General features: G+C 63.7%; 16 protein-coding genes and 1 pseudogene. 6 read left to right on the forward strand and 11 right to left on the reverse strand.

All coding sequences use genetic code 11. The features are described 5' to 3' along the window. Positions 1-44: 44 nt before the first annotated feature. Positions 45-857 (reverse strand): hypothetical protein, encoded by an 813-nt coding sequence (locus GQO94_RS05120; RefSeq protein WP_156840086.1) that lies wholly within the window; start codon positions 855-857, stop codon positions 45-47. A 25-nt stretch (positions 858-882) separates the two neighbouring features. Further along, positions 883-1,896 carry an NAD-dependent epimerase/dehydratase family protein gene (locus tag GQO94_RS05125; protein ID WP_156840087.1) on the reverse strand — a complete coding sequence of 338 codons (1,014 nt, stop codon included), beginning with the start codon at positions 1,894-1,896 and terminating at the stop codon, positions 883-885. 338 nt (positions 1,897-2,234) lie between these two features. Here GQO94_RS05125 and GQO94_RS05130 point away from each other — a divergent pair, with 338 nt between their 5' ends. Both GQO94_RS05130 and galE read left to right on the forward strand, forming a co-directional pair. Continuing rightward, positions 2,235-3,017: a sulfite exporter TauE/SafE family protein gene (locus GQO94_RS05130; RefSeq protein ID WP_156840088.1), complete on the forward strand. Its 783-nt coding sequence runs from the start codon at positions 2,235-2,237 to the stop codon at positions 3,015-3,017. Positions 3,018-3,071: 54 nt separating this feature from the next. Continuing rightward, positions 3,072-4,082 (forward strand): UDP-glucose 4-epimerase GalE, encoded by a 1,011-nt coding sequence (galE, locus tag GQO94_RS05135; protein WP_156840089.1) that lies wholly within the window; start codon positions 3,072-3,074, stop codon positions 4,080-4,082. A 106-nt stretch (positions 4,083-4,188) separates the two neighbouring features. Here galE and galU read toward each other — a convergent pair whose 3' ends face one another. From galU to GQO94_RS05170, 7 genes and pseudogenes are all read right to left on the reverse strand, one after another. Beyond that, on the reverse strand, positions 4,189-5,073 hold the full coding sequence (galU, locus tag GQO94_RS05140; RefSeq protein ID WP_156840090.1) for a UTP--glucose-1-phosphate uridylyltransferase GalU: 885 nt from the start codon (positions 5,071-5,073) through the stop codon (positions 4,189-4,191). A gap of 104 nt (positions 5,074-5,177) precedes the next feature. Continuing rightward, positions 5,178-6,488 carry a UDP-glucose dehydrogenase family protein gene (locus GQO94_RS05145; protein ID WP_156840091.1) on the reverse strand — a complete coding sequence of 437 codons (1,311 nt, stop codon included), beginning with the start codon at positions 6,486-6,488 and terminating at the stop codon, positions 5,178-5,180. Between the two features lie 160 nt (positions 6,489-6,648). After that, the gene (gene glgX, locus GQO94_RS05150) at positions 6,649-8,472 is read right to left on the reverse strand and encodes a glycogen debranching protein GlgX (RefSeq protein WP_156840092.1); all 1,824 of its coding nucleotides are present in this window, start codon (positions 8,470-8,472) and stop codon (positions 6,649-6,651) included. Then, complete coding sequence (glgA, locus tag GQO94_RS05155; protein WP_156840093.1) at positions 8,469-9,917, reverse strand: glycogen synthase GlgA; 1,449 nt, start codon at positions 9,915-9,917, stop codon at positions 8,469-8,471. Before glgA ends, glgX begins: the two co-directional genes overlap by 4 nt. 31 nt (positions 9,918-9,948) lie before the next feature. Then, entirely contained in the window at positions 9,949-11,211 is a 1,263-nt protein-coding gene (glgC, locus tag GQO94_RS05160) for a glucose-1-phosphate adenylyltransferase (RefSeq protein WP_156840094.1), read from the reverse strand. A gap of 18 nt (positions 11,212-11,229) precedes the next feature. Further along, positions 11,230-13,388, reverse strand: a pseudogene (glgB, locus tag GQO94_RS05165) (1,4-alpha-glucan branching protein GlgB). Next, the gene (locus GQO94_RS05170; protein ID WP_156840095.1) at positions 13,385-15,802 is read right to left on the reverse strand and encodes a glycogen/starch/alpha-glucan phosphorylase; all 2,418 of its coding nucleotides are present in this window, start codon (positions 15,800-15,802) and stop codon (positions 13,385-13,387) included. The pseudogene glgB and the gene GQO94_RS05170 overlap by 4 nt, the downstream one beginning before the upstream one ends. A 403-nt stretch (positions 15,803-16,205) precedes the next feature. Here GQO94_RS05170 and GQO94_RS05175 point away from each other — a divergent pair, with 403 nt between their 5' ends. The 3 genes from GQO94_RS05175 (at position 16,206) to GQO94_RS05185 (ending at position 19,760) form a co-directional block, all read left to right on the forward strand. Then, entirely contained in the window at positions 16,206-17,474 is a 1,269-nt protein-coding gene (locus GQO94_RS05175) for a cation:proton antiporter (RefSeq protein ID WP_156840096.1), read from the forward strand. Continuing rightward, complete coding sequence (locus GQO94_RS05180; RefSeq protein ID WP_156840097.1) at positions 17,471-19,204, forward strand: DUF389 domain-containing protein; 1,734 nt, start codon at positions 17,471-17,473, stop codon at positions 19,202-19,204. The genes GQO94_RS05175 and GQO94_RS05180 overlap by 4 nt, the downstream gene beginning before the upstream one ends. 205 nt (positions 19,205-19,409) lie before the next feature. Continuing rightward, a complete protein-coding gene (locus GQO94_RS05185; protein WP_156840098.1) occupies positions 19,410-19,760 on the forward strand; it encodes a PilZ domain-containing protein in 351 nt (116 codons plus the stop codon). Positions 19,761-19,766: 6 nt separating this feature from the next. On the opposite strand, the gene GQO94_RS05190 is transcribed toward GQO94_RS05185, so the two are convergent. Beyond that, entirely contained in the window at positions 19,767-20,186 is a 420-nt protein-coding gene (locus GQO94_RS05190; RefSeq protein ID WP_156840099.1) for a GlcG/HbpS family heme-binding protein, read from the reverse strand. A 105-nt stretch (positions 20,187-20,291) separates the two neighbouring features. Further along, the gene (locus GQO94_RS05195) at positions 20,292-21,647 is read right to left on the reverse strand and encodes a GntP family permease (RefSeq protein ID WP_156840100.1); all 1,356 of its coding nucleotides are present in this window, start codon (positions 21,645-21,647) and stop codon (positions 20,292-20,294) included. 348 nt (positions 21,648-21,995) lie between these two features. Here GQO94_RS05195 and GQO94_RS05200 point away from each other — a divergent pair, with 348 nt between their 5' ends. Continuing rightward, a complete protein-coding gene (locus GQO94_RS05200; protein WP_232332783.1) occupies positions 21,996-23,291 on the forward strand; it encodes an HD-GYP domain-containing protein in 1,296 nt (431 codons plus the stop codon). The last annotated feature ends 1 nt before the right edge of the window (position 23,292 follow it).

Consider the following 23,292-nt stretch of genomic DNA (forward strand, 5'->3'; position numbering starts at 1 on the left):
CTTCAACACGAAGATGCTTCGGTCAGGATTGTCGCTCCTGAACCTCAGTGTCTTTCAACCTTCCAGTCGTGCAGCGTCATTTCACCCATTCCGGAGACAGGCTCCACGCCGATCGCGACGCCCCAAAGCCATTCGTCACCGGTTACCAGCTGTTTGGTCTGCAACCAGCGGATGGCGGCAAGCATATCGAGACTGCCCTTGGCCACGTCGACGCCCTGTTCCGGCGCAAACATGCAGAACTTGTCCTGGAGACGAACGCGCCAGCGTCGTCCTTTGGGGTCCACGAAAGTGCCGACCGGCTTGCCATTCTCGAAGAACGGGCGCGTGCCTTCCGGTAAATGAAGGAACCAGCCGACCTCGAGCAACTTGCTCTCCACGTCTTCCGTGTCGGACCGGAGATAGAATTCGGTCAAGACGTTGGCCTCACCCCAATCAGCGTCCAGCGTCCAGTCGAACGCCTGGCTGAACTGGCGCACGTCGCGGACGCGGATGGGATCGACCTTTTCCTCGGTCATGCCGCCGTCGTAATTGCCGTAAGCCACGTGATCGTAACCCCAGACGCCGGGTCCGAACGATGCGTTGAACGGCGGCCATCGCCACTGGAATATCGAATTGGCAGGCATGCGCTTGAGGTCGAGCGAAATACCGTCGGCGATTTTGCTCCAGGGGCGAGTCATCGAAAGACTTTCGCCGCCCCAGGGCGAAACGTAAGCAAACCAGGGGCCGCTCGTATAATCCGTCTTGGGTTTGAGCAGGAAGTGCCCTGACGCAGCTTTAGGCGCAGTCGCCCAGACGAACACCGCCGCGATCAGAGCGAGGAGGCCTAAGCCAATCAGCAAGGGGCGTAGCAGGCGCAAGGTCAGCTCCTTCGCTCTGGCACGATCAGGCGCGGTAGTATTCCCGGTACCATGCCACGAACCGTTTCACGCCTTCCTTCACGTCCGTGCGCGGCGCGTAGCCGGTGAGGTTCTTCAGGATCGTGGCATCGGCCCAGGTGGCCGGAACGTCGCCTTTCTGCATATCCATGAAATTACGGATCGCCGGGCGGCCGCATTCGGCTTCTATCGCGTCGACGAAGTCGCTGAGCTTCACCTTGTCGGAGTTGCCGATATTGACCACGCGCCAAGGCGCTGCGGGGCTGAGAGAATCCCATTCCGGTATCGTCGTCGGATCCTCGGCACGAACCGGTGCAGCATCGACGAGCAGACGAATGCCGTGAACAAGGTCCGTAATATACGTGAAATCGCGATACATCTCGCCATGATTGTAGATATCGATCGGCGTGCCTTCGAGGATACCCTTGGTAAACTTGAACAAGGCCATGTCGGGCCTCCCCCAAGGGCCATAGACCGTGAAGAACCGGAACATCGTGGTGGGCAGGTTCCAAAGATGGGCATAGGAATGACCCATCGCTTCCGTGGCCTTTTTGGTCGCCGCGTAGAACGTGAGCGGCGTGTCCGCCTTGTGCAACTCGGAATACGGCATCTCGAGATTCGCGCCATAGACCGAGGATGTCGACGCCATCAGGAGATGCTCGACGCCCAGTTCGCGCGCACATTCCATCACGTTGAATGTGCCGACCAAGTTGGCATCGAGATAAGCACGAGGATTTTCCAGGCTATAGCGCACTCCCGCTTGCGCAGCGAGGTGAACGATCACGTCCGGCTTTTCCGACAGGCACAAATCGTGCAGCGAATCGAAGTCCTCCAGCATGCCTTCACGCGCGCTGAAATGCTGGTTCTGCATCAGCATCTGATGACGCCTCTGCTTGAGGCGCACATCATAGTAGTCGGTCATACCGTCGAAGCCGACGACCGCGAAGCCCTCGTCAAGCAGATGCTGGCTGAGATGATAGCCGATGAAACCGGCCGAGCCGGTCACGAGAACCTTACGCATGCTGCACGTGCTAAACGCATGTCGAAGGGCGAGCAAGAGGAGAGCACGCGCAGGCGAGTTGCGCCTTAGCCCGGGATGGCGGAGTGCTCGCGCCAGAGGCTTGGCTGCGCAGCATGACGAATTTCGCAACGCCGCAAAGTCGCGGCTGGGCATTGGTCATGTCTTGTCAATTCCGGGAAATCCGGGCATGCCCCTAGTTCGCAGATGCGGCAAGAACGCCTCTCTGATCCGGAAAATTGCGAGTAGAGCTATCCTCTGTTGACTGGAGCAAATCGCTAAGTGACTGGATTGGAAGAAAGAGCCTCCTGCCTTCGCAAGGGCGCCGGTACGCGGGCCTGATGGATTTCGGGTATTCGATAGCCGGCGCCTTTGTCGGCTTTCTCGTCGGTCTGACGGGCGTAGGCGGCGGGTCGTTGATGGCGCCGATCCTGATCCTCTTTTTCGGCTTCCAGCCTGCCGTCGCGATCGGCAGTGATTTGTGGTTCGCGGCGGTGACGAAGTCCGTCGGTGGCGTCGTCCACCGTCAATTGGGCTCACCGAACTGGAGAATCGTCGGTCGCCTCGCGATGGGCAGCGTGCCGGCATCCATACTGACCCTGCTGTGGCTGGGTTACAATCATGGCGGCCACCTCGAAGCCAAGCTCCTGCTCAAGTTGCTTGGGGCGGCCCTGCTCTTTTCGGCCTGCCTGCTGCCATTGAAAGCTCGTCTCAACACGACCTTTCAGAACTTGCGCAACCACCTTGGAGATGGCTTTCGTACGCACCAGCTGGCGCTGACGATCATCGGCGGCGCCGCAGTGGGCTGCCTCGTAACGCTGACGTCGGTCGGGGCGGGCGCGCTTGTCGCGGTTCTGCTGATGATGCTCTATCCGCTGAGCCTCCAGGCAAGGGCCGTCGTCGGCACCGATATCGTCCATGCCGTGCCGCTGGCGCTCGTCGCCGCGATCGGCCACTCCTTCTTCGGCAACGTCGACTGGGGGCTTCTCGGCATGCTGGTCATCGGCTCGATACCCGGTATCATTGTCGGATCGCTCGTCGCCGGCAAGGTGAACGACGTGCTGGTCCGGATCGCACTGTCCACAATGCTTGCCATTACGGGCGCGAAGTTGCTGTTTTGGTAAGACATGCCGGGCTAGCGAGGGCATATCCATGCTGTCAGCAGAACGAGCGCTCTTATGACGACCACTTTGCCCGTATTGGTGACCGGCGGCGCCGGATACATCGGTAGTCACGCCGTCCTGGCTCTGAAGGATGCAGGCTGGCCGGTCAGCGTGATCGACAACTTCACGACGGGGTTTCGCTTCGCGGTTCCCGATGGCGTGCCAGTCTATGATGGCGACATCGAGGATGGCGAACTGGTCGCGCGTATCATCGCGGAACAGGGCATCGGCGCGATCATGCATTTCGCCGGCTCGATCATCGTTCCCGAATCGGTCGAGAACCCCCTCAAGTACTATCACAACAATACCGCGAAGAGCCGGGCGCTGATCGAAGCGGCAGTCACCGGCGGCGTGCGCCACTTCATCTTCAGTTCGACGGCGGCCACTTACGGCGTTCCCGATATTTCTCCGGTGCCGGAAGACTGCCCGAAGCAGCCGATCAACCCTTACGGCATGTCCAAGCTGATGACCGAAACGATGCTGGCGGACACGGCCGCCGCGCATCCCATCAATTTCTGCGCGCTGCGCTATTTCAACGTGGCAGGGGCCGATCCGCAGGCCCGCACCGGCCAATCCACGGCGGGCGCCACCCATCTCATCAAGGTCGCCGTGGAAGCCGCGCTGGGCAAACGCGATCACGTTTCCGTTTTCGGAACCGATTATGACACGCCCGATGGAACGGGGGTGCGGGACTATATCCACGTCTCCGACCTCGCCGATGCCCACGTTCTGGCGCTGAAGGCGCTTGTTGCGCAGCCGGATAAGTCGCTCACGATGAACTGCGGCTACGGTCGGGGCTTTTCGGTGCTCGAAGTGCTCGATGCTGTCGACCGCGTGACCAATCGAACAATCGAGCGCAAATTGGAAGGCCGCCGCGCCGGCGACCCCGGCTCTCTGATCTCGGACAATAGCCGGATCAAGGCCACACTGCCCTGGCAACCGCGGTTTGCCGACCTCGAAACGATCGTCGGCCATGCCTTGGCCTGGGAGCGGCGCCTCGACGAGATCCGAGGCGGCTCCGTCTGAGGCGAAGTGCTCCTGAAGGTCGCGCCCGGATCAAGTGATCGGATGCGAAGGCGCTCAAGTACTGTTGCGATCGCCGGCAGAGCTCCGTCGACGGCTGCGATAGACCTCAGCCTGCAAGCATTCGTGATGCCAGTTCCCGGACTTCGGCGCCCATGTCCTCGCGCTCGAGCGCGAGTGCGAGCGTCGCTTCGACGAAGCCGAGCTTCGATCCGCAATCGAAGCGCCGCCCGGCAAACGTCACGGCGTGGAACGGCTGGGTGCCGATCATCCGCGCCATGGAATCCGTCAGCTGGATTTCGCCCCCCGCGCCTTTGCTCTGGTTTTCAAGCAGCCGCATCACTTCGGGTTGAAGGATGTACCGACCCGAAACGATGAGGTTCGAGGGCGCATCTTCGACTTTGGGCTTTTCCACGAGGCCCTTGACCTCGGTCAGAGCCCCGTTTGCGGCACCAGGATCGATGACCCCGTAGCTCGAAACATCCTCGTGAGGGACTTCAAGCACCGAAATGAGGTTGCCGCCGACTTCGTTATAAGCCTCGACCATCTGTGCCATACAGCCCGGCGAGCCATGCATCAGTTCGTCCGGCAGGAAAATCGCAAAGGGTTCGTCGCCCACGATTGCGCGCGCGCACCAGATCGCATGGCCCAGGCCCAGGGGCACTTGCTGACGCACGGTGACGAGATTGCCCGGCAGGATCCGTGTCGGTTCAAGCGGATCGAGCGATTTGCCCCTGCCCGTCATGGTCGCTTCGAGTTCGAAGGCGGTATCGAAATGCTCGACGATCGCAGTCTTGCCGCGACCCGTGACGAAGATGAACTCCTCGATCCCTGCTTCGCGCGCTTCGTCGACCGCGTACTGAATCAGCGGGCGGTCGACGATCGGCAGCAGTTCCTTTGGAATCGCCTTGGTCGCAGGGAGGAATCGTGTGCCCAGTCCCGCTACGGGAAACACGGCCTTGCGGACAGGTTTGTTGAACTGGGCTGCTGACATAATGGCTACGTCCTTGGCGTATTGCGTCGCGCGATGCGGTCCGATTTGCTGTTCATCTAGTTACCGCCGGAGCCCGGCTTTGCAATGCGCGATCGTGCTTAACGTCAGGCTCTGCCGACCGAGATGTAGGTGAAGCCGGCTTCGCGCATATCATCAGGCTGATAGATATTGCGAAGATCCACGAGCACCGGTGCCGCGGCGAGAGACTTCACACGTTTCAGGTCGAGTGCGCGAAACGCGTCCCACTCCGTGGCGATGACGATCACGTCGGCGCCTTCGATCGCAGCGTAGGAATCATCCTTCATCTCGACACCCGGCATGAGCGGTCGCGCCAGTTCCATGCCCTCGGGATCGAACGCGGCGACTTTAACGCCGGCATCTTCGAGCGTCTGTGCAATCGCGATGGCCGGCGAATCGCGCATGTCATCCGTATTGGGCTTGAAGGTCAGGCCCAGGATGGCCGCGCGCTTGCCGCGAGCGGCTTCGACGCCGCCGAGCGCTTCGATCACCTTGCGCCCCATCGCGCGTTTGCGCAGATCGTTCACTTTGACCACGGCATCGACGATCCGTACCGGGCTTTCGTAGTCCTCTGCGGTCTTGAGCAGAGCCAGCGTGTCCTTGGGGAAGCAGGATCCGCCGTAGCCGGGGCCGGCATGAAGGAATTTCGAGCCGATCCGGCCATCGAGACCAATGCCCCGCGACACGTCCTGCACGTTCGCGCCGACTTTCTCGCACAGATCGGCCATCTCGTTGATGAAAGTGATCTTGGTCGCGAGGAATGCGTTCGCGGCGTACTTGATCAGTTCCGAACTGCGACGGCTGGTGAACAGGATCGGCGATTCGTTGAGGAACAGCGGGCGATAGACCTCGCGCATGACCTCCCGACCGAACTCGTCTTCCGCGCCGATGACGATCCGATCGGGCCGCTTGAAATCGCCGATCGCGGCGCCTTCGCGCAGGAATTCGGGATTGGAGACGACCGCGAAGCGATGCTTGGTGCCGCTTTCGGCCAGGATCCGCTCGACCGCGTCGCCGGTTCCGACAGGCACGGTCGACTTGGTCACGATCACCGCTTCGTTCGACAAGTTCTCGCCGACTTCGCGGGCGACGGCATGGACGAACGAAAGGTCCGCATGGCCATCGCCTCGCCGCGAGGGCGTACCTACGGCAATGAAGATCGCGCTCGCGCCGGCGATACCTTCGGCCAGATCGGTCGTGAACGACAGCCGGCCGGACGAAACGTTGCTGGCGACCAGCGCATCGAGGCCCGGCTCGTAGATCGGCATGACGCCATCATGGAGCCGATCGATCTTCGATTGGTCCTTGTCGATGCAAACGACATCGTGACCGAAATCGGCAAAGCATGCCCCCGAGACAAGGCCGACATAGCCCGATCCCACCATCGCGATTTTCATGCAGACTCCGCTTCAAATACCCGCCGATACCCGGCACGTTCTATTGCACTGCACAATTCGGCAGTAAACCGCTTTTGCCTCCGCTTGACATCAAACCACATCACTATGGTGGTAACGTCCGGCTCCCGAATTGTCCTGGCAGCACCTTTAGGCCGCACTCCTAATCGATTTCGCGGGGCCCAATTTTCCTGAACTCCGCGTGGCGTCGCGTACGATCGATGTCCAGTTCGACGCGCTCCGTCTCATCGTCGCGTGTCGAAACGTGCGTCCAAACCACGGCGCCTGCCCCTTCCCGTTCCCAATCGGCGGCGTCCATTGGGTCTCCCGCGGGGGTGAGCCAGGTTCCGTCCTCGGGGAAAGCGCGAAAGTGGTTCAGGTTCTTGGCTCTTGTCGCACTCAGCGCGGCGACGAAGTCTTCCAGTTCGATGTCGCGATGGTCCCAGTCGACGTAAGCGATATCGTTATCCTGGCAATAGGCGTTGTTGTTGCCGCGCTGGCTTCGCCCGAATTCATCGCCGGCGGTCAGCATGATCGTGCCGGTCGAGGCGAACAGCGTGCCGAGCATCGCGCGGATATCCGCATCGCGCGCAGCAAGCACGTGCGGATCGTCAGTCGGGCCCTCGACGCCGCAGTTCCAGGAATAGTTCTCGCCGTGACCGTCGCGATTCCCTTCGCCGTTGGCCTCGTTGTGACGCTCGGCATAGGCCACGGTGTCGGCCAGCGTGAAGCCATCGTGCGCGGCCAGGAAATTGACCGTGCGGCTTTCGCCCTGGCCGAAAATGTCGCGGGATCCGGCGATCCGCGTGGCCAGCGCGCCGATCGAACCGTCGCCGCGCCAGAAGCGGCGGACATCGTCGCGAAAGCGGTCGTTCCATTCGAGCCAATTTTCGGGGAAATGACCCAGCTGGTAGCCGCCGGGTCCGATATCCCAGGGTTCGGCGATCATCACCCGGTCACGCAGCAGCGGATCGGCTTCGATCTCGGCGAAGATCGGCGCGTCGGCGGCAAAGCCCGGTCCACGCGCGAGAATGGGGGCTAGATCGAACCGGAAGCCGTCAATGCCGCATTGCGCGACGAAGTGGCGCAAGGTTTTAACCGCCAACGCTCGCACGTGTGGCTGCGCGAAATCGAGCGTATTGCCGCAACCGGTATCGTTGATGAGTTCGCCCGAAGGCGCGTGGGCGTAGGCGCTGTCGTCGAGCCCGCGCAGACTGATCACGCCGCCATAGACGTCGCTTTCGCCGGTGTGATTGAGCACCAGATCGAGGATGACGCCGATGCCTTCTGCATGCAGCGCCGCCACGGTGTCGCGCAATTCGTCGACACCGCCGGGGCAGAGGCCCGGATCGAGCGCCATCAAGGCCACGGGATTGTAGCCCCAGGCGTTGGCGAGACCCAGTGGCGGCAAGTGACGCTCGTCGATCCATGCGATGATCGGCATCAGTTCGATCGCCGCGACATTCAGCTTGCGAAAATGCGCCAGCACCGCCGGATGCGCGAGCGCTGCGATCGTTCCGCGCAGCTCTTCGGGAACGGCGCGGTTCAGCTTGGTGAATGCGCGGACATTGAGCTCGTAGACCAGCCCGCCGCGTTCGAACTTCGGCGGCGTATGGTCAACGGGGTCGCGAACCGGCTGGATCACCGACCGGGGGACGATGTTCGCGGTATCCGCACCGTACGTGGCAAGCGCCGGGTCCTGCACGAAGCGCCGGTCGAGCTCGATCGCATAGGGATCGACCAGCAGCTTGGCGGGATCGAACCAGCGCCCCTGCTCCGGCGCCCAATCGCCATCGGCGCGATACCCGTAAAGCCGGCCGGCCAAGTCCTGTGGATCGCGATAAACCCACCAATCGTCCTCGCGCGTCATCTCTTGTCGCGCCTCCCCATCGGGATCGAACACGCAGACCCAGACTTGCGCCGCATCCGGCGCCCGCACGGCGAACGTGGTTCCGTTCGCATCGACATGCGCGCCGGGCCGGATCATCGCACGAGCGACCGGTAGAGATCGGCGTAAGCGCGGCCGCTCGCCGTCCAGGAGAAATCGCAGACCATGCCGTTGCGCTGCATGTGCTGCCACGTTTCGGGCTGGCGATAAAGCGAGGCCGCGCGCGTGAGCGCGTTGCACAGCTCGTCGTAATGGACCGGGCCATGCTGGATCCCCGTCGCGACGCCCGCTGCGAGTGCTGCAGGATTGGCATCGATCACCGTATCGGCCAGCCCGCCGGTCCGCGCGACGACCGGGACGCAGCCATAGGCGAGACCGTAAAGCTGCGTGAGGCCGCAAGGCTCGAACCGGGAAGGCACGAGGATCGCATCCCCCCCGCCCTGCATCCGGTGCGACAGCGCTTCGTCGTAGCCGATGCGAACGCCGATCCGCCCCGGATGGCGCGCCGCCGCCTCGTGCAGGCCGGCTTCGATCGCACCGTCTCCCGATCCCAGCAGCGCCAGCCTGCCACCGTTCCCTACTAGATGATCGAGGCATTCGAGCAGGACATCCATGCCCTTTTGCCAGGTCAACCGGCTGATCACGACGAACAGCGGGCCCTCACCGCTCTCGAGGCCGAACTCGGCTTCCAGTGCGCGTTTGTTGTCATGCCGGCGTGAAAGGTGGTCCGCATCATAGGGGGATACGAGCGCGGCATCGTCCGCAGGGTTCCAGCTCGTGACGTCGATGCCGTTGAGAATACCACTGACGGCGTCGCCTCGCGCGCGAATGAGACCTTCGAACCCCATACCGAACTCGGCGCTGCGGATCTCGGCCGCATACGTCGGGCTGACCGTGCTGACCGCATCGGCTAGCGCCAGACCTGCCTTCAGCATGCAGAAGCCGCCGTGGTGTTCCACCCCGTCCAGCGACCACGCCTCGCCGGGCAGCTCGGTCGCCGCGAAGACGGCCGGATCGAACCAGCCCTGAAAGCTCATGTTGTGAACGGTGAGCACGCTGGGCACCGGGCGTTCGGCGGCGTCGGAGGCGAACCGCAAGTACGCGGGGGCCGTCGCCGCCTGCCAATCGTGCGCATGGACAAGATCGAAGCCCGGCGCCGCGCCCACGCCGCGCGCGATCTGCGCCGCAGCCTGGCCCAGCGCGCAAAAGCGCCGCCAGTTGTCGGGCCAGTCGCTACCCGAGGGCGCGGTATAGGGATCCCCCTCGCGCTCGAAATGCGCCGGCGCATCGAGCACGAGCAAGGGGTGATCGCCGAGCTGCCCCGCCAGCAGCCGTGCCGGTTCGCCCAGCAGCCTGTCCCAGGAATGCACCGCGTCCGCTTCGTCGAGTGCCGCGAGGACCGAGGGATACCCCGGCAGCAGAGTGGTCACTTCGACATCATGGGGGGCCAGCGCGGCAGGCAGCGCGCCGACCACGTCGGCAAGGCCCCCGGTCTTTATCAGCGGCACGGCCTCGGAGGCGACGGAAAGGACCTGAAGCGTCATCGTCGTTGGCTCGGAATTCCGGCGCCGCGGCTCAGTCGGCGAGCCGGTCGATCATCGACTTGGTGATCAGACACACGCCCTTCTCGCTGCGGCGAAAGCGCTGGGCGTCGAATTCGGGATCCTCTCCAACCACCAGGCCTTCGGGGATGCGCACGCCCGAATCGATAATGACGCGCGACAGGCGCGCGCCGCGGCCGATGTTGCAATAGGGCAGGATCACCCCTTGCTGGACGCTCGAATAGCTGCCCATCTTGACCCCGGTCATCAGCAGCGAGCGCTTGATCGTCGCTCCCGAGACGATGCAGTCATTCGAGACGAGCGAGGAAATCGCCATCCCCCGCCGGCCTTCCTCGTCGTGGACGAATTTGGCGGGCGCCGACACCACGGCATCCGACCAGATCGGCCATTCGCGATCGTACATGTCAATCTGCGGCACGACGTCGGTCAGATCGAGATTGGCGTCGAAATAGGCATCGATGGTGCCGGCATCGCGCCAGTATTCGCCGATCTCTTCGGCGGCCCGGATGCAGCTCGTGGTGAACCGGTGCGCCTGTGCGGTTCCGTTTTTGACCAGCCAGGGAATGATGTCGCCGCCGAAGTCCCGACCGGACGCCGGATCGGCGGCGTCGCGGCGCAATTGCTCGAACAGCACGCGCGTGTGGAAGACGTAGATCCCCATCGAAGCGAGCGCCATGCCGGGCTGGTCGGGAATCTCCGGCGGATCCGCGGGCTTTTCGATGAAGTCCGTGATCCGGTCCTTCTCATCGACATGCATCACGCCGAAACCGGACGCTTCGGCGCGCGGCACGACCAGGCAGCCGACCGTGACGTCCGCTCCCGAATTGACGTGCTCCTGCAGCATCAATTCGTAGTCCATCTTGTAGACGTGATCGCCGGCAAGGATGACCATGTATTCGGGGTGGTGCGCATCGATGATGTCGATGTTCTGGTAGACCGCGTCGGCTGTGCCTTCGTACCACTGCGTTTCGGACACGCGCTGGCTGGCAGGCAGGATGTCGAAGCTTTCGTTGCGTTCCGGGCGCATGAAGTTCCACGCCCGCTGCATGTGACGAATGAGGCTATGCGCCTTGTATTGCGTGGCGACGCCGATGCGGCGGATCCCCGAATTGATCGCGTTCGACAGCGCGAAATCGATGATCCGCGCCTTGCCGCCGAAATAGACGGCGGGCTTGGCGCGATTGTCGGTCAATTCCTTCAGCCGGCTACCGCGCCCCCCCGCAAGGACATAAGCCATGGCGTCACGCGCCAGGGGTTGTCCGACCGGTCTTCTCATCGAATCCTCTCCAATCGATCATCCGCCGTATTCCAGCATGATCGTCGACAGCGCGGGCAGAGTGAGACGGGCACTGCCATCCTTGGCAATCACCCGCCCCAGATTCCCATGCCCGCTGCCGCCGTAGATCGCGGAATCGGTGTTGATCCTTTCCCACCAATTGCCGTCCTGCGGTAATGGTAGCTTGTAGTGCGTTAGCAGAGCGGAGGACATGTTACAGATGACGGCGATGGATTTTTCCCCCGGCGCCTTGCGCAACCAAGCGAAAACCGCATTCGCGCTGTCGTCCACGATCAGCCATTCGAAACCGTCGGGCTCGCAATCAAGCGCATGCATCGCGGGATACTGCTTGTAGATCGTATTGAGTTCGCGGACCAGGAGGCGCACGCCTTCATGCGCCGGGGCCTGCCGCAAGTGCCAGTCGAGCGCGCGCTCCTCGCTCCATTCGCGGCGCTGGGCGAATTCCTGCCCCATGAACAGCAGCTTCTTGCCCGGATAGCCCCACATCATGCCGTAATAGGCCCGCAAGTTGGCGAAGCGCTGCCAATCGTCGCCACTCATCTTGTCGAGCAGAGAGCCCTTGCCGTGGACGACTTCGTCGTGGCTGAGCGGCAGCACGAAGTTTTCCGAAAACGCGTACGTCAGTCCGAAGGTTATGTCCGCGTGATGATGGCTGCGATGCTCGGGATCACGCCGCATGTACTGCAACGTGTCGTGCATGAAGCCCATGTTCCATTTGAACCCGAAGCCCAGCCCACCTGCATCCGCCGGCTGCGAGACATTCGGCCAAGTGGTCGATTCCTCGGCGAAAGTCATCACGCCGGGATGGCTCGCCTGGAGCTTGGCGTTCATCGTGCGCAGGAACTCGACCGCTTCCCAGTTCTCGCGCCCGCCTTGTGCGTTGGGCACCCATTCGCCGGGAGCGCGCGAATAGTCGCGGTAGAGCATCGAGGCGACCGCATCGACGCGCAGGCCATCGACATGATAGCGTTCGGCCCAGAACAAGGCGTTGTTGACGAGAAAGTTCGACACTTCCTGCCGCCCGAAGTTGTAGATCAGCGTATTCCAATCCGGGTGATAGCCCTGTTGCGGATTGTCGTGCTCGTACAGAGCCGTGCCATCGAACCGGACGAGCCCGTGCTCGTCAGTCGGGAAATGCGCCGGCACCCAGTCGATCAGCACGCCGATGCCCGCCCGATGCGCGCCATCCACGAAACGAGCGAAGCCGGCCGGTTCGCCGAAACGGGACGAAGGCGCGTAAAGACCCGTCGCCTGATAGCCCCACGAGGGATCGTAGGGGTGTTCGGAAATGGGCATGAACTCGATATGGGTGAAGCCCATGTCGACCACATAGGGATCAGCTGGTCCGCCATCGCGTCCCAATCGAGAAACCAGTTCCAGCGGTCGCGGTTCCACGACCCCGCGTGCACTTCGTAGATCGAGATCGGCTGACGCCGGGCATCGACCGAGGCCCAGTGCTCGCGATGATCGGCATCGCCCCATTCGTCGCGCTTGCCCGGGACCATCGTGAGCGACGCAGTGCTGGGGCGGACTTCGGCCGCGAAGGCGAAGGGATCCGCCTTCAGCGGCCGGGTCACGCCATCGACACCGACGACGTGGAACTTGTAAACGTGGTATTCCTCGATCCCCGGGATGAAGATTTCCCAGACGCCGGAATCGCCCCGGTGACGCATCAGGTGGCGCCGCGAATCCCAGCCGTTGAAGTCGCCGACCACGCTGACGGTTTGGGCATTGGGCGCCCAGACCGCAAAATGGACACCATCCGCGCCCTGATGCCGGATCAGATGGGCGCCCAGCTTGTCGAACAGGCGGAGATGAGTCCCCTGCGCCATCAGTAGATCGTCGACCGGCCCGAGCACCGGCGCGAACGTATAGGGATCGGCCACCAGCCAGTCGTCATCCCCTGCCGAGCAGCGGTAGCGCAGCGGTTGCGGTTCGATCGGCAGATCCGCCTCGAACACCCCGCTCTCGTCACTCGGGTACAATTCGCCGAGCGGGCGTCCGTCGAGCGAAAAGACCTCGACTTGCTCCGCCCCCGGAAGCACGGCGCGCACGAAGCTGCCGCCGCCCGGCGTGGCATGGATACCCAGGATAGAGAACGGATCGGCGTGCGTGCCTTGCAGGATGGCCTGGATGGCTTCCTGAGGTGGCTTCACGTCACCTTCCAGATTTCGCGCGCATATTCGGAAATCGTCCGGTCCGACGAGAACCAGCCGACATTGGCGATGTTGTGGATCGTCGCCGCGCGCCAACCGGCGACATCCTCCCACCGTTCATCGACCTTGCGCTGGGCCGCGGCGTAATCGTCGAAATCGGCCGCGACCATGAACCAGTCGCTCTCGTAGATCCCGCCGATGAGCTGCGCATAGCGTTCCGGATCGTCGGGCGAAAACACGCCCGAGGCGATCATGGACAGGGCCTGCGACAGCTCGCGCGACTCCTCGATGATCTCTCGCGGGTCATAGCCGTTCGCGCGACGCTCGGCGACTTGCGCCGCGGTCAGCCCGAAAATGACGATGTTGTCGTCACCGACATGGTCCTTGATCTCGATATTGGCGCCGTCGAGCGTGCCGATGGTCATCGCGCCGTTGAGCGCGAACTTCATGTTGCCGGTGCCCGATGCCTCCATGCCGGCAGTCGATATCTGCTCCGACAAGTCTGCCGCCGGAATGATCCGCTCGGCATAGCTGACGTTGTAGTTCGGCACGAACACGACCTTGAGCAGCCCGCCGACCGAAGGATCGGAATTCACCCGCCGGGCGATGTCGTTCGCCAGTTTGATGATCAGTTTGGCGTTGTGATAGCTGGGCGCGGCCTTGCCGCCGAAGATCTTGACGCGCGGGACCCAGTCGCGCTCGGGATGGCTGCGGATCTGGTCGTACAGCGCCACCGTCTCCACCAGATTGAGCAGCTGCCGCTTGTATTCGTGAATGCGCTTGATCTGCACGTCGAACATCGCATCGGGATCGAGCCGCACGCCCATCGTGCGCTTGATGTAATCGGCGAGTGCGCCCTTGTTCGCCCGCTTCACCGCGGCGATCCGCTCACCCAGCGCGGCGTCGGTCGCCATGGCGTCGAGATCGGAGAGCTTGGCCGCATCGTCGAGAAACGCGTCGCCGATCGCGTCCTTGAGGACCTCGGTCAGCCTTGGGTTGCACTGCTGCAGCCAGCGTCGCGGCGTGACGCCATTTGTCTTGTTATTGATCCGCGTGGGATAGAGCTTGTGGAGGTCCGCAAAGACGGTTTCCTTCATCAGTTCGGTGTGCAGCGCGGCAACGCCGTTGATCGAATGCGATCCCGAAAAGGCGAGATTCGCCATCCGCACCCGGCGCTCGCCGTCCTCATCGATCAGCGAGATATGGGCGACGGTCGCATCGTCGAAGCCGGCCTTGCGGGCCTCGCGCAGAACCCGGCTGTTGATCGCGTAGATGATCTGCATGTGCCGCGGCAGCATCCTCTCGAACATCGGCAGCGGCCAACTCTCCAACGCTTCGGGCAGCAGCGTGTGGTTGGTGTAGGAAATCGTCTTCTGCGTGATCGTCCAGGCCTCGTTGAACTCGAGGCCGTTCTCGTCGACCAGCAGACGCATCAGTTCGGCGACCGCGATCGCGGGATGGGTATCGTTGAGCTGGATCGCTGCCTTGTCCGGCAGCGTGCGCACGTCGCCTTCGTACTGGATGTGCCGGCGCAAGATGTCCCGGATGGAGGCGGCGGTGAAGAAATACTCCTGCCGCAGCCGCAGTTCCTGGCCCGCCTGATGCGAATCCGCCGGATAGAGCACGCGCACCAGCGCATCCGCGCGCACTTGTTCGCTCAGCGCCCCGATGTGGTCGCCCGCGTTGAAGGCATCGAGCTTGATCGGGTCGATCGCGGCTGCGGTCCACAAGCGCAGCGTGTTGACCCGCTTGCCCCGCCATCCGACGATCGGCGTATCCACCGCGGTCGCCTCGACCTCTTCGGCCGGCTGCCAGACGACGCCATCGTCCTGCGCGGTCACTTCCCCGCCGAAACCGATAACGTACGAGCTCTCGCGCCGCTCGAATTCCCAAGGGTTGCCGTGCGCGAGCCAGTTCTCGGGCAATTCCACTTGCCAGCCGTCGTCGATGCGCTGGCGGAACATCCCGTTCACGTAGCGAATCCCGTAGCCGTACGCGGGGATGTCCAGCGTCGCGAGACTCTCCATGAAGCAGGCGGCGAGGCGGCCGAGGCCGCCATTACCAAGCGCCGCGTCCGGTTCCAGCTCCTCGATCATCGCCAGGTCCAGGCCATGCCGGGCAAGCGCGCTATCCATCGCCTCGGACAGTCCCAGATTGGTGACGGCATCGCGCAGCAACCGGCCGATCAGGAATTCCATCGACAAGTAATAGACGCGCTTCTGCTTCGAACCGTAGGTCCGCCGCGTGGATTCGATCCACTTGTCGATCACCTCGTCGCGCAGCGACAGGATCGCGGCGCTGTACCAGTCGTGTTCCTTGGCCGCGAGTTCGTCCTTGCCGACACGGTGACGCAGCACATCGATGATGCGCTCGTCCAGCTCTTCGATGGCATTACGAGCCGAAACCGTCGCCATGGCGCAGACTCCGAATAGTTGGACAGCCGCCGCGGTCTTCGCCTGCCAAGGTTGATGCCGCCGGACGCGAAACGGGAGCCGCGTCTCCCCAATCATTCGCTTCCTCGCCCCCATGGCTATTCGCACGCGGCTTGTGCTGCAAGCGCGTTTGTGCACTGCCGCACAAATACCTAGCCCTTCCCGCGAGACGGGCTCGCCAGCGTGTCGACAATTCCTGGCGCGATCTCATGGCCACGGTTTGGTTAGTTGGAGAAACGGACTGCCTATCGCTTGCCGATGGTCTGGCGCACCAAGACGAAGCCCGTCCTGGCTTGGCGTGCGGCCCTCAGAGGCGCTTCGCAGCGGTCGTCACGAATTCCCGATCCGCTAGGCAGGCTGGCCGACAGGCGCTAAGGCAGGGTCCATGCATGAACTGAACGCCTTCGATGCGGCCTCCATCCTCATCGTGCTCGCGGCGGCCCTGGGCTACCTCAATCATCGCTGGCTGAAGCTTCCCTCGACCGTCGGCCTCACGGTCATGGGCACCGTCGCCTCGTTGCTCGTGATCGGCTACGACCGGCTGGTTCCGTCGAGCAATCTGAGCGACAAGCTCGGCGGCTTCCTGACCGACATCGACTTCAGCGCGACGCTGATGGAAGGCATGCTGTCCTTTCTGCTGTTCGCAGGTGCGATGCACGTCGACTGGTCGAACATGCGCAAGGGGGCCTGGCCGATCCTGATTTTCAGCACGGTCGGTGTCGTCACCTCGACCCTGATCGTCGGGTTCGCGTTTCATTTCCTCACCTATTTCGTCGGCGCGCTCGTCCCGATCGAATGGTGTCTGGTGTTCGGCGCACTGATCAGCCCGACCGATCCGGTCGCGGTGATGGCGGTGATGAAGCGCGCGGCGATGCCCGATACTCTGCAGGCAACGGTCGCGGGCGAAAGCTTGTTCAACGATGGCGTCGGCGTAGTCGTGTTCGGTATCCTCGTCTCGATCGCCGTCGGCGCGGAAGAGTTCAGCCTGTCTCACGCAGCCATCGACTTCGTGCGAGAGGCGGTCGGCGGGGCGGTGCTCGGCTTCATCGCTGGATGGATCGCGTTCAAGGCGATGCACTCGATCGACGAATACAACATCGAGGCCATGATCAGCCTTGCGACCGTGATGGGCGGTTACAGTCTGGCGCTGGCGCTGCACGTCAGCGGCCCCGTCGCGATGGCGGTCGCCGGGCTGATGATCGGCAATGCCGGCGTCGCCCATGCCATGAGCGACGTGACGCGCGACTACGTCATCAAGTTCTGGGCGCTGATCGACGAGATCCTCAACGCCGTCCTCTTCCTGCTGATCGGCCTCGAAGTCATCGCGCTCGCCCTGGAGGCGCGCTTCATCGCCGCCGGGATCGGCGCGATCGTGATCGTGCTCGCGGCGCGGGCGATCTCGATCGGCATCCCGCTGAAGGCGATGAAGCGGATGATCGACATGGGCCCGCTCGCCTTTCCGACATTGCTGTGGGGGGGCCTGCGCGGGGGTATCTCGATCGCGCTCGCGCTTTCGCTGCCGGACAGCGATATCCGCGACGAATTGCTCGTGGCGACCTATTTCGTCGTGCTGTTCGCGGTCGTCGTGCAGGGCGGAAGCATTGGCTGGCTGATTGCCCGGATCAAGGCACGCTATAAAGGCGAAGCGGCATGAAGTGGAACAGCCTCGACATGCAGAAGCCTCCTGACGTCGCGGGGGTAGATAAGGACGCACCGCTGGCCCGGAGCGAAGCGACGGCCGAGGACGGTTGGACCCCGCCGAAGATCTCCCGGATCGGCGCTTGGCTCCGGTTCCTGCGGATCAAGCTCGCGCGCGTGATTCTGCTGCCCGATTACACCTTCGACGAAGCCTTCCAGCTGCGCGAAACGGTGCGCAAGGATGGCCGCCTCACACGCGGCTATATCCTCATGAGCGCGCTTTCCGCGGGGATCGCCGCGCTCGGCCTGCTGCAATCCTCGACTGCGGTGGTGATCGGCGCGATGTTGATCTCGCCCCTGATGAGCCCGATCGCCGCGCTCGGCTTCGGCTTCGCCTCGATCGACGGCCGCCGCATCAAGGATGCCGCGCGAGTCGTCGCGATCGGCGCCGGGATCGGGATCCTGACCGGGATCCTGATCACCTGGCTGAGCCCGATCCGCAACGCGACCCCCGAAATTCTCGCGCGCACCCAGCCGACCCTGCTCGATCTCGCGATCGCGCTGTTTTCCGGCATCGCCGGCGGCTACGCGACCGTCATCGGCAAGGGCGGCACCGCGATCGGCGTCGCCATCGCCACGGCCCTGATGCCGCCGCTGGCAGTGCTCGGCTACGGCATCGGCGTGCTGCAGGTCCGCTTCGCACTGGGCGCCCTGCTGCTGTTTCTCACGAACCTTGCGGCGATCACGCTGGCCTTTGCCGTCGTCGCACGGATCGCGGGCGTCGCGCGGCCGCTCTACAAGGTCGAGTGGACGCCGCGCTACGTCGGTGCCTTCGCCGCCGTCTTCCTGTTGCTGGCGACCCCGCTTTCGATGACCTTGATCAAACTGTCGCGCGAGGCTCAGATCCGTACCGCGGCGTCCAACGCCATTCTCAGCGTCTGCGGCGACGAATCGACGATCGCGCAGATCGACGTCACGACGCCGATGTTCGGTGAGCCCAGCGTCGATGCGCTGGTAATCGCTCCTGGATACACCACCAATGCCGCCGCCGATGCCGAAAAGCGCATGCGGGCCGTGCTCGGTCGCGAGGTGCAGATCAACCTGCAGCAAGTCATGGCGGCGGACTGGCAATCGCGCACACGCGCGATGGTCGATGCCGCGATGGAGCGCACCACCGCAGGTATTGCGGCGGATGTCCCGCCGATCGATCTGGTGCGCCAGAGCATCGGTTTGCCCACCCGCTCCTTGTGGTCCGACCGGGCGCAGCGCCTCGTCTATGTCGAGCCGGTGCCGGCGCCCGGCTGGACTTTGGCGGACTATCGCTCGATCGAGGCCAGCGCGCGCTCCGGAACGGACACCAAGTGGACCGTGCGCGTCGTCCCGCCGCCGATGGAGCAGCTCACGATCGCGCTGGGCGATGCGGCGAACGCGCCCGAAGGCGCGGTCTCGCCGGAATTGGGAATCTGGGCGCTCCGCCGCTGGGGCATGAACAAAGTCACGATCGAAGGCGCCGCCAACCCCGCTTACGAACCACTGGTCAAGGCGCTCAGCGATGCCGGAATAGAAGCCCGGTTCTCGCGCGCCGCTGCTCCACCGTCGACAGCGGGAGGCGACGGGGATGCGAGCGAAGCGCCAACGAGCGCGACCCTTGCCGTTTTCACGCCGAGTCCGTCCCAGATCGCCGCCGCCAACGCCGCAGCGCGGCGCGAGGCGGAGGAATCGGCGGCGCGCGAAGAGGCCCGCTAGCCTGGGGCCGATGATGCCCGACCCGCAGCCGTCGCGGGCCGCGCTAGCGCTCCGCCGAGCCTTCCGATGCCCGGACGGATTGCCGTGAAGCGGAGCCCGTCCACATGGGTAACGCGGGCTTAATACGCGGCGCGGATCGCCGTCTCTTCATACGGATATGGCAGCGGGCACTGCCGTGGGTATGCTGTCGGGTCTACGGGGAACTATGTACGTCGAACAACAGCGAGGATCGCCGCGGCTCGATGTCGTGCTGCGGGCGCGATGCCGGTTCGGGCGCAGCTCTTGCGTGCCGGTAATGGTCTACGACCTTTCGGTCGGAGGCTGCCGGATTGCGCGGCCCGGACACTCGCTTCGCATTGGCGACTCCGTCATCGTCCGCACCGACATTCTGGAGGGATTGACCGGCAAAGTGCGCTGGGTCGATCTCGATCACGCGGGAATTTGCTTCGAGCGCCCGCTTTATGGCCCCGTCGTCGAGCACATCCACTACAAATGGTCGGGCTTCCTGCAAAGCATCGAGCGCCCCGAACCGTCGCGCCTGCGCATGGTCGCCTGACGGCGCTCAGCCGGCGACGAGACCCGCCGCCGAAATCCCGGCCATAGCTGCTTCCTCGTCCTTGTCGGACACATCGCCGGTCACGCCGACCGCGCCAAGCACCGTGCCGTCATCGGTCTTCACGATCACGCCGCCTGCCGCCGGGATCAGCTTGCCGTCCCACGCGGTGCCCAGGGCGGCGATGAACTGCGGGCGCTCCGCCGCCATCTCGCCCAGCTTGCGGCTGGATACGCCCATCGCCAATGCACCCGCCGCCTTGCCGATGGCAATCTCGGGTCTTCCGTAGGACGCTCCGTCCTCTCGCTCCATCGCCACCACATGCCCGCCAGCGTCGAGCACGACGACGGTCAGCGGCGCCAAGTTCATCGTCCGACCTTGCGAACGGGTCGCCCCGATGATGACCCGGGCCTGTTCGAGACTGATCAAAACCTTGCTCCTGCTTCCTGCCTGACGATTGCGCCCTGAGCGCCCGAAGGGCCGAATTCAACCGCGAAACTTTGCGTCGAAGGTCGTCGTTCGCCTGCGCCCGCTCTAGAAGATAGCGAACAGACCGATGGCGAGGGCCAAGCCGATCATTGGCACGATCACGGTCAACAGCCCGACGGCGCCATAGGCATCCTTGTGCGTCTCCCCGCAGATCGCCCGGATCGTGGTGACGACATAGCCGTTGTGCGGCAGGCTATCGAGCGCGCCGCTGGCGATCGCGACGGTGCGATGCAGTTCCGCCGGATCCGCTCCCGCAGCAAGGTAGCCGGGCGCCAGCAACGGCAGGGCGATGGTTTGCCCGCCCGAAGCCGACCCCGTCAAGCCGGCAATCACGGTGACTGCCACCGCAGCCCCGAGCAGAGGATCGCCGGGCAAGTTCTGCACCGCATCGAGCGCGGCCTGGAACGCAGGCGACAGGGCCGAGACCGCACCGAACCCGACGACGGCGCAAGTGTTGGTGATCGCCACCACAGCACCGGTCGCACCGCGGGAAAAGGCCGCCGGCATCGCTGCGCGCGAACGCAGCCCGACCAGCACGGCGAGAATGGTGCCCGCCGCCAGCGCCAGGACCAGCGCCCACTTGCCCAGCGTCTCGGCGGGAAGCAGGGCGGACAGCGGTCCGGCGCTCTGCGGATACTGGTAGAGCATGAAGACCAGGAGAACGGCGACCAGCGGTGCGAGGCACAGGAGCGGATTGGGCAGCACCCTTTCCTCTTCGATCACATCGTCCGACGCGCGCGAATGAAACCGTTCCCCGGCCGCGACGGCGCGGCGCACCATGCGATCGAGCAGCAGATAGCCGCTCACCGCCATGAACAGCGCGACGACGAGGCTGACTTGCCAACCCGCATAGGCAGTCGTGCCGAGATACTGCATCGGGATCAGGTTCTGGATTTCGGGCGAGCCGGCGCTGGTCATGGTGAAAGTCACCGAACCGAAGCACAGCGCGCCGGGAATGAACCGCCGCGGCAGATCGGCCTCGCGGAACAAGTGGACCGCCAGCGGATAGACCGCGAAGCCGACGATGAAGACCGAGACCCCGCCATAGGTCAGCAGCGCGCAGGCCGCGACCACCGCCAGGACGGAATGGCGGATGCCGATGCGCCCCACCACCCAGCGCGCCACACTGGCCGCCGCGCCGCTCGCTCCCATGACTTCGCCGAAGATGGCGCCGAGCAGGAACATGAGAAACCAGTCCGCGAAAAAGCCGGTGAAGCCATTCATGTAGGCGGTCGCAAAATCGGGCGCGCCTTCCGCGGCGAGTGGCGGCAGCCAGGCCAGCCCGCTGGTCGCGGCCACCAGCGCGGCGGCTACGGGACCGGCGATGAGGATGTTCACGCCTCTGACCGTCATCCAGATGAGCAAGGCGAGCGCGCCGACGAGACCCAAGGCGCTGAGCAAGTGCATTCCCTCCAAGACATTGCCGCTGCCAAGGTCGGACCGCGCTCAGTCCTCGCCGGACGGGGCGCCGGTCTCCCGGCGCTTCGGTGATACCGGGCCAGCAGGCATACCGTCGTGGTGACATGCTCTGCTTGGGAAGCAGCCCCAAATCAAGGGGTTCGTTCAGGCCGACCAAGTTTCCGACGTTTGCATCGTCGGCCTCGTCAGCCAGTTCGCCCCTAGGCGTCGACGTCAAGCCCAGGCGCCAAGCGATCCGGCAGAGCCAATCTAAGTGCTTATCCGTAGCCGGTTCTAACCGGCACCTAAGCGCCCCATCGCCAAAGAAGTCTGACTTCAGCGGAGAAGGTGATGCTCAAGCGAATTTCCACGTCTCAAATCGAACTCGGCATGTTCGTGCACAAGCTGGAGGGCAGCTGGTTTTCGCATCCGTTCTGGAAATCACGTTTTCTACTGGAAAGCCCCGATATTCTCGATACGCTGCGCAACAGCGCGCTCGATGCGGTGATTATCGACATCGAGAAGGGATGCGATGTCGCGCCGGAACCACGACCGGTCGCCAAGGCCGCGCCGCTGGCAAGTCTGCAGGGCCGCACGGCATTTCGATCGGCTGCCGCGCGCCCGAATCGGGCAGCAAAACCGCCCGTGATGTTCGCCGGTACGCAGCCCACATCGGGACCGGTGCCGATAACGCGCGAGTTCGGCAACGCGCGCCTCACGGCCGGCAAGGCGCGCAAGGTCATCTCCAAGGTGTTTCTCGAAGCCCGCCTCGGCAAGTCACCGAAGATCGCGGAAGTCGAACCGGTGGTGGAGGACATCTACGGCTCGATCCAACGCAACCCCTTCGCGTTCAGCGGTCTGATGCGGTGCAAGTCGGACCAGGAAGTCGCCTATCGCCATTCGCTATCGGTCTCAGCGATGATGGTCTCGCTGGCGCGGCAGATGAAACTCACGCCACTCGAAACGCGTGAAGCCGGAATGGCGGGCCTGCTGATGAATATCGGCGTGGCGCAGATCGACGTGGATCTCAATGCGAACCAGGGAAAGTTCGACAAGATCGATCCGGAATTGCTGTTTCGCCACACCAGCATCGGGTACGATCTGCTCAAAGCCTGTGACGAAATTCCGCACAGCGTCGCGCGCGTGGCGCTGAACCATCACGAAGTGATGGACGGAAAAGGCTTCCCGCAGGGACTCGTCGGCGACGAGATCGACTTGTTCTCCCGAATGGCCGCCGTGTGCGACACGTACGATCACCTCTTGTGCGGCGCCTACGACGGAACCGGAATGGATCCCGCCGCTGCGGTGACGCGCCTGCAGGCGGACAAATCGCGCTATGACTCCAACATCCTCGAGCGCTTCATCGAGACTGTCGGCGTCTATCCCATCGGCACGTTCGTCGAACTGGAGTCGGGTCGGGTCGCCATGGTCGTGGATCAGGACCCAGCCGCCCCGGACATGCCCACGGTTCGCGCCTTCTATTCGCTGGAGCGGCGGCGGCACGTGACCGCGGAGACGATCGCGCTATCGGTCTGCTACGGCAGCGATGCGATCAAGGGCATCGCCAGTCTCGAGGGCCTCGAACTGCCGGATGCCGCGCAACTGCGTGAAAAGCTTCTCACCGCAGCGATCCGCTCGGCGCGTTGAA

The organism is Novosphingobium aquimarinum (genome assembly GCF_009746585.1).
In the GTDB taxonomy this organism is placed as follows: domain Bacteria; phylum Pseudomonadota; class Alphaproteobacteria; order Sphingomonadales; family Sphingomonadaceae; genus Novosphingobium; species Novosphingobium aquimarinum.

What these genes read in the sequence shown, in the direction of transcription:
- GQO94_RS05125 (WP_156840087.1), bottom strand. Translation starts at nt 1,896, where the DNA reads ATGCGTAAGGTTCTCGTGACCGGCTCGGCCGGTTTCATCGGCTATCAT.
- GQO94_RS05130 (WP_156840088.1), top strand. Translation starts at nt 2,235, where the DNA reads ATGGATTTCGGGTATTCGATAGCCGGCGCCTTTGTCGGCTTTCTCGTC.
- galE (WP_156840089.1), top strand. Translation starts at nt 3,072, where the DNA reads ATGACGACCACTTTGCCCGTATTGGTGACCGGCGGCGCCGGATACATC.
- galU (WP_156840090.1), bottom strand. Translation starts at nt 5,073, where the DNA reads ATGTCAGCAGCCCAGTTCAACAAACCTGTCCGCAAGGCCGTGTTTCCC.
- GQO94_RS05145 (WP_156840091.1), bottom strand. Translation starts at nt 6,488, where the DNA reads ATGAAAATCGCGATGGTGGGATCGGGCTATGTCGGCCTTGTCTCGGGG.
- glgX (WP_156840092.1), bottom strand. Translation starts at nt 8,472, where the DNA reads ATGATCCGGCCCGGCGCGCATGTCGATGCGAACGGAACCACGTTCGCC.
- glgA (WP_156840093.1), bottom strand. Translation starts at nt 9,917, where the DNA reads ATGACGCTTCAGGTCCTTTCCGTCGCCTCCGAGGCCGTGCCGCTGATA.
- glgC (WP_156840094.1), bottom strand. Translation starts at nt 11,211, where the DNA reads ATGAGAAGACCGGTCGGACAACCCCTGGCGCGTGACGCCATGGCTTAT.
- GQO94_RS05170 (WP_156840095.1), bottom strand. Translation starts at nt 15,802, where the DNA reads ATGGCGACGGTTTCGGCTCGTAATGCCATCGAAGAGCTGGACGAGCGC.
- GQO94_RS05175 (WP_156840096.1), top strand. Translation starts at nt 16,206, where the DNA reads ATGCATGAACTGAACGCCTTCGATGCGGCCTCCATCCTCATCGTGCTC.
- GQO94_RS05180 (WP_156840097.1), top strand. Translation starts at nt 17,471, where the DNA reads ATGAAGTGGAACAGCCTCGACATGCAGAAGCCTCCTGACGTCGCGGGG.
- GQO94_RS05185 (WP_156840098.1), top strand. Translation starts at nt 19,410, where the DNA reads ATGTACGTCGAACAACAGCGAGGATCGCCGCGGCTCGATGTCGTGCTG.
- GQO94_RS05200 (WP_232332783.1), top strand. Translation starts at nt 21,996, where the DNA reads ATGCTCAAGCGAATTTCCACGTCTCAAATCGAACTCGGCATGTTCGTG.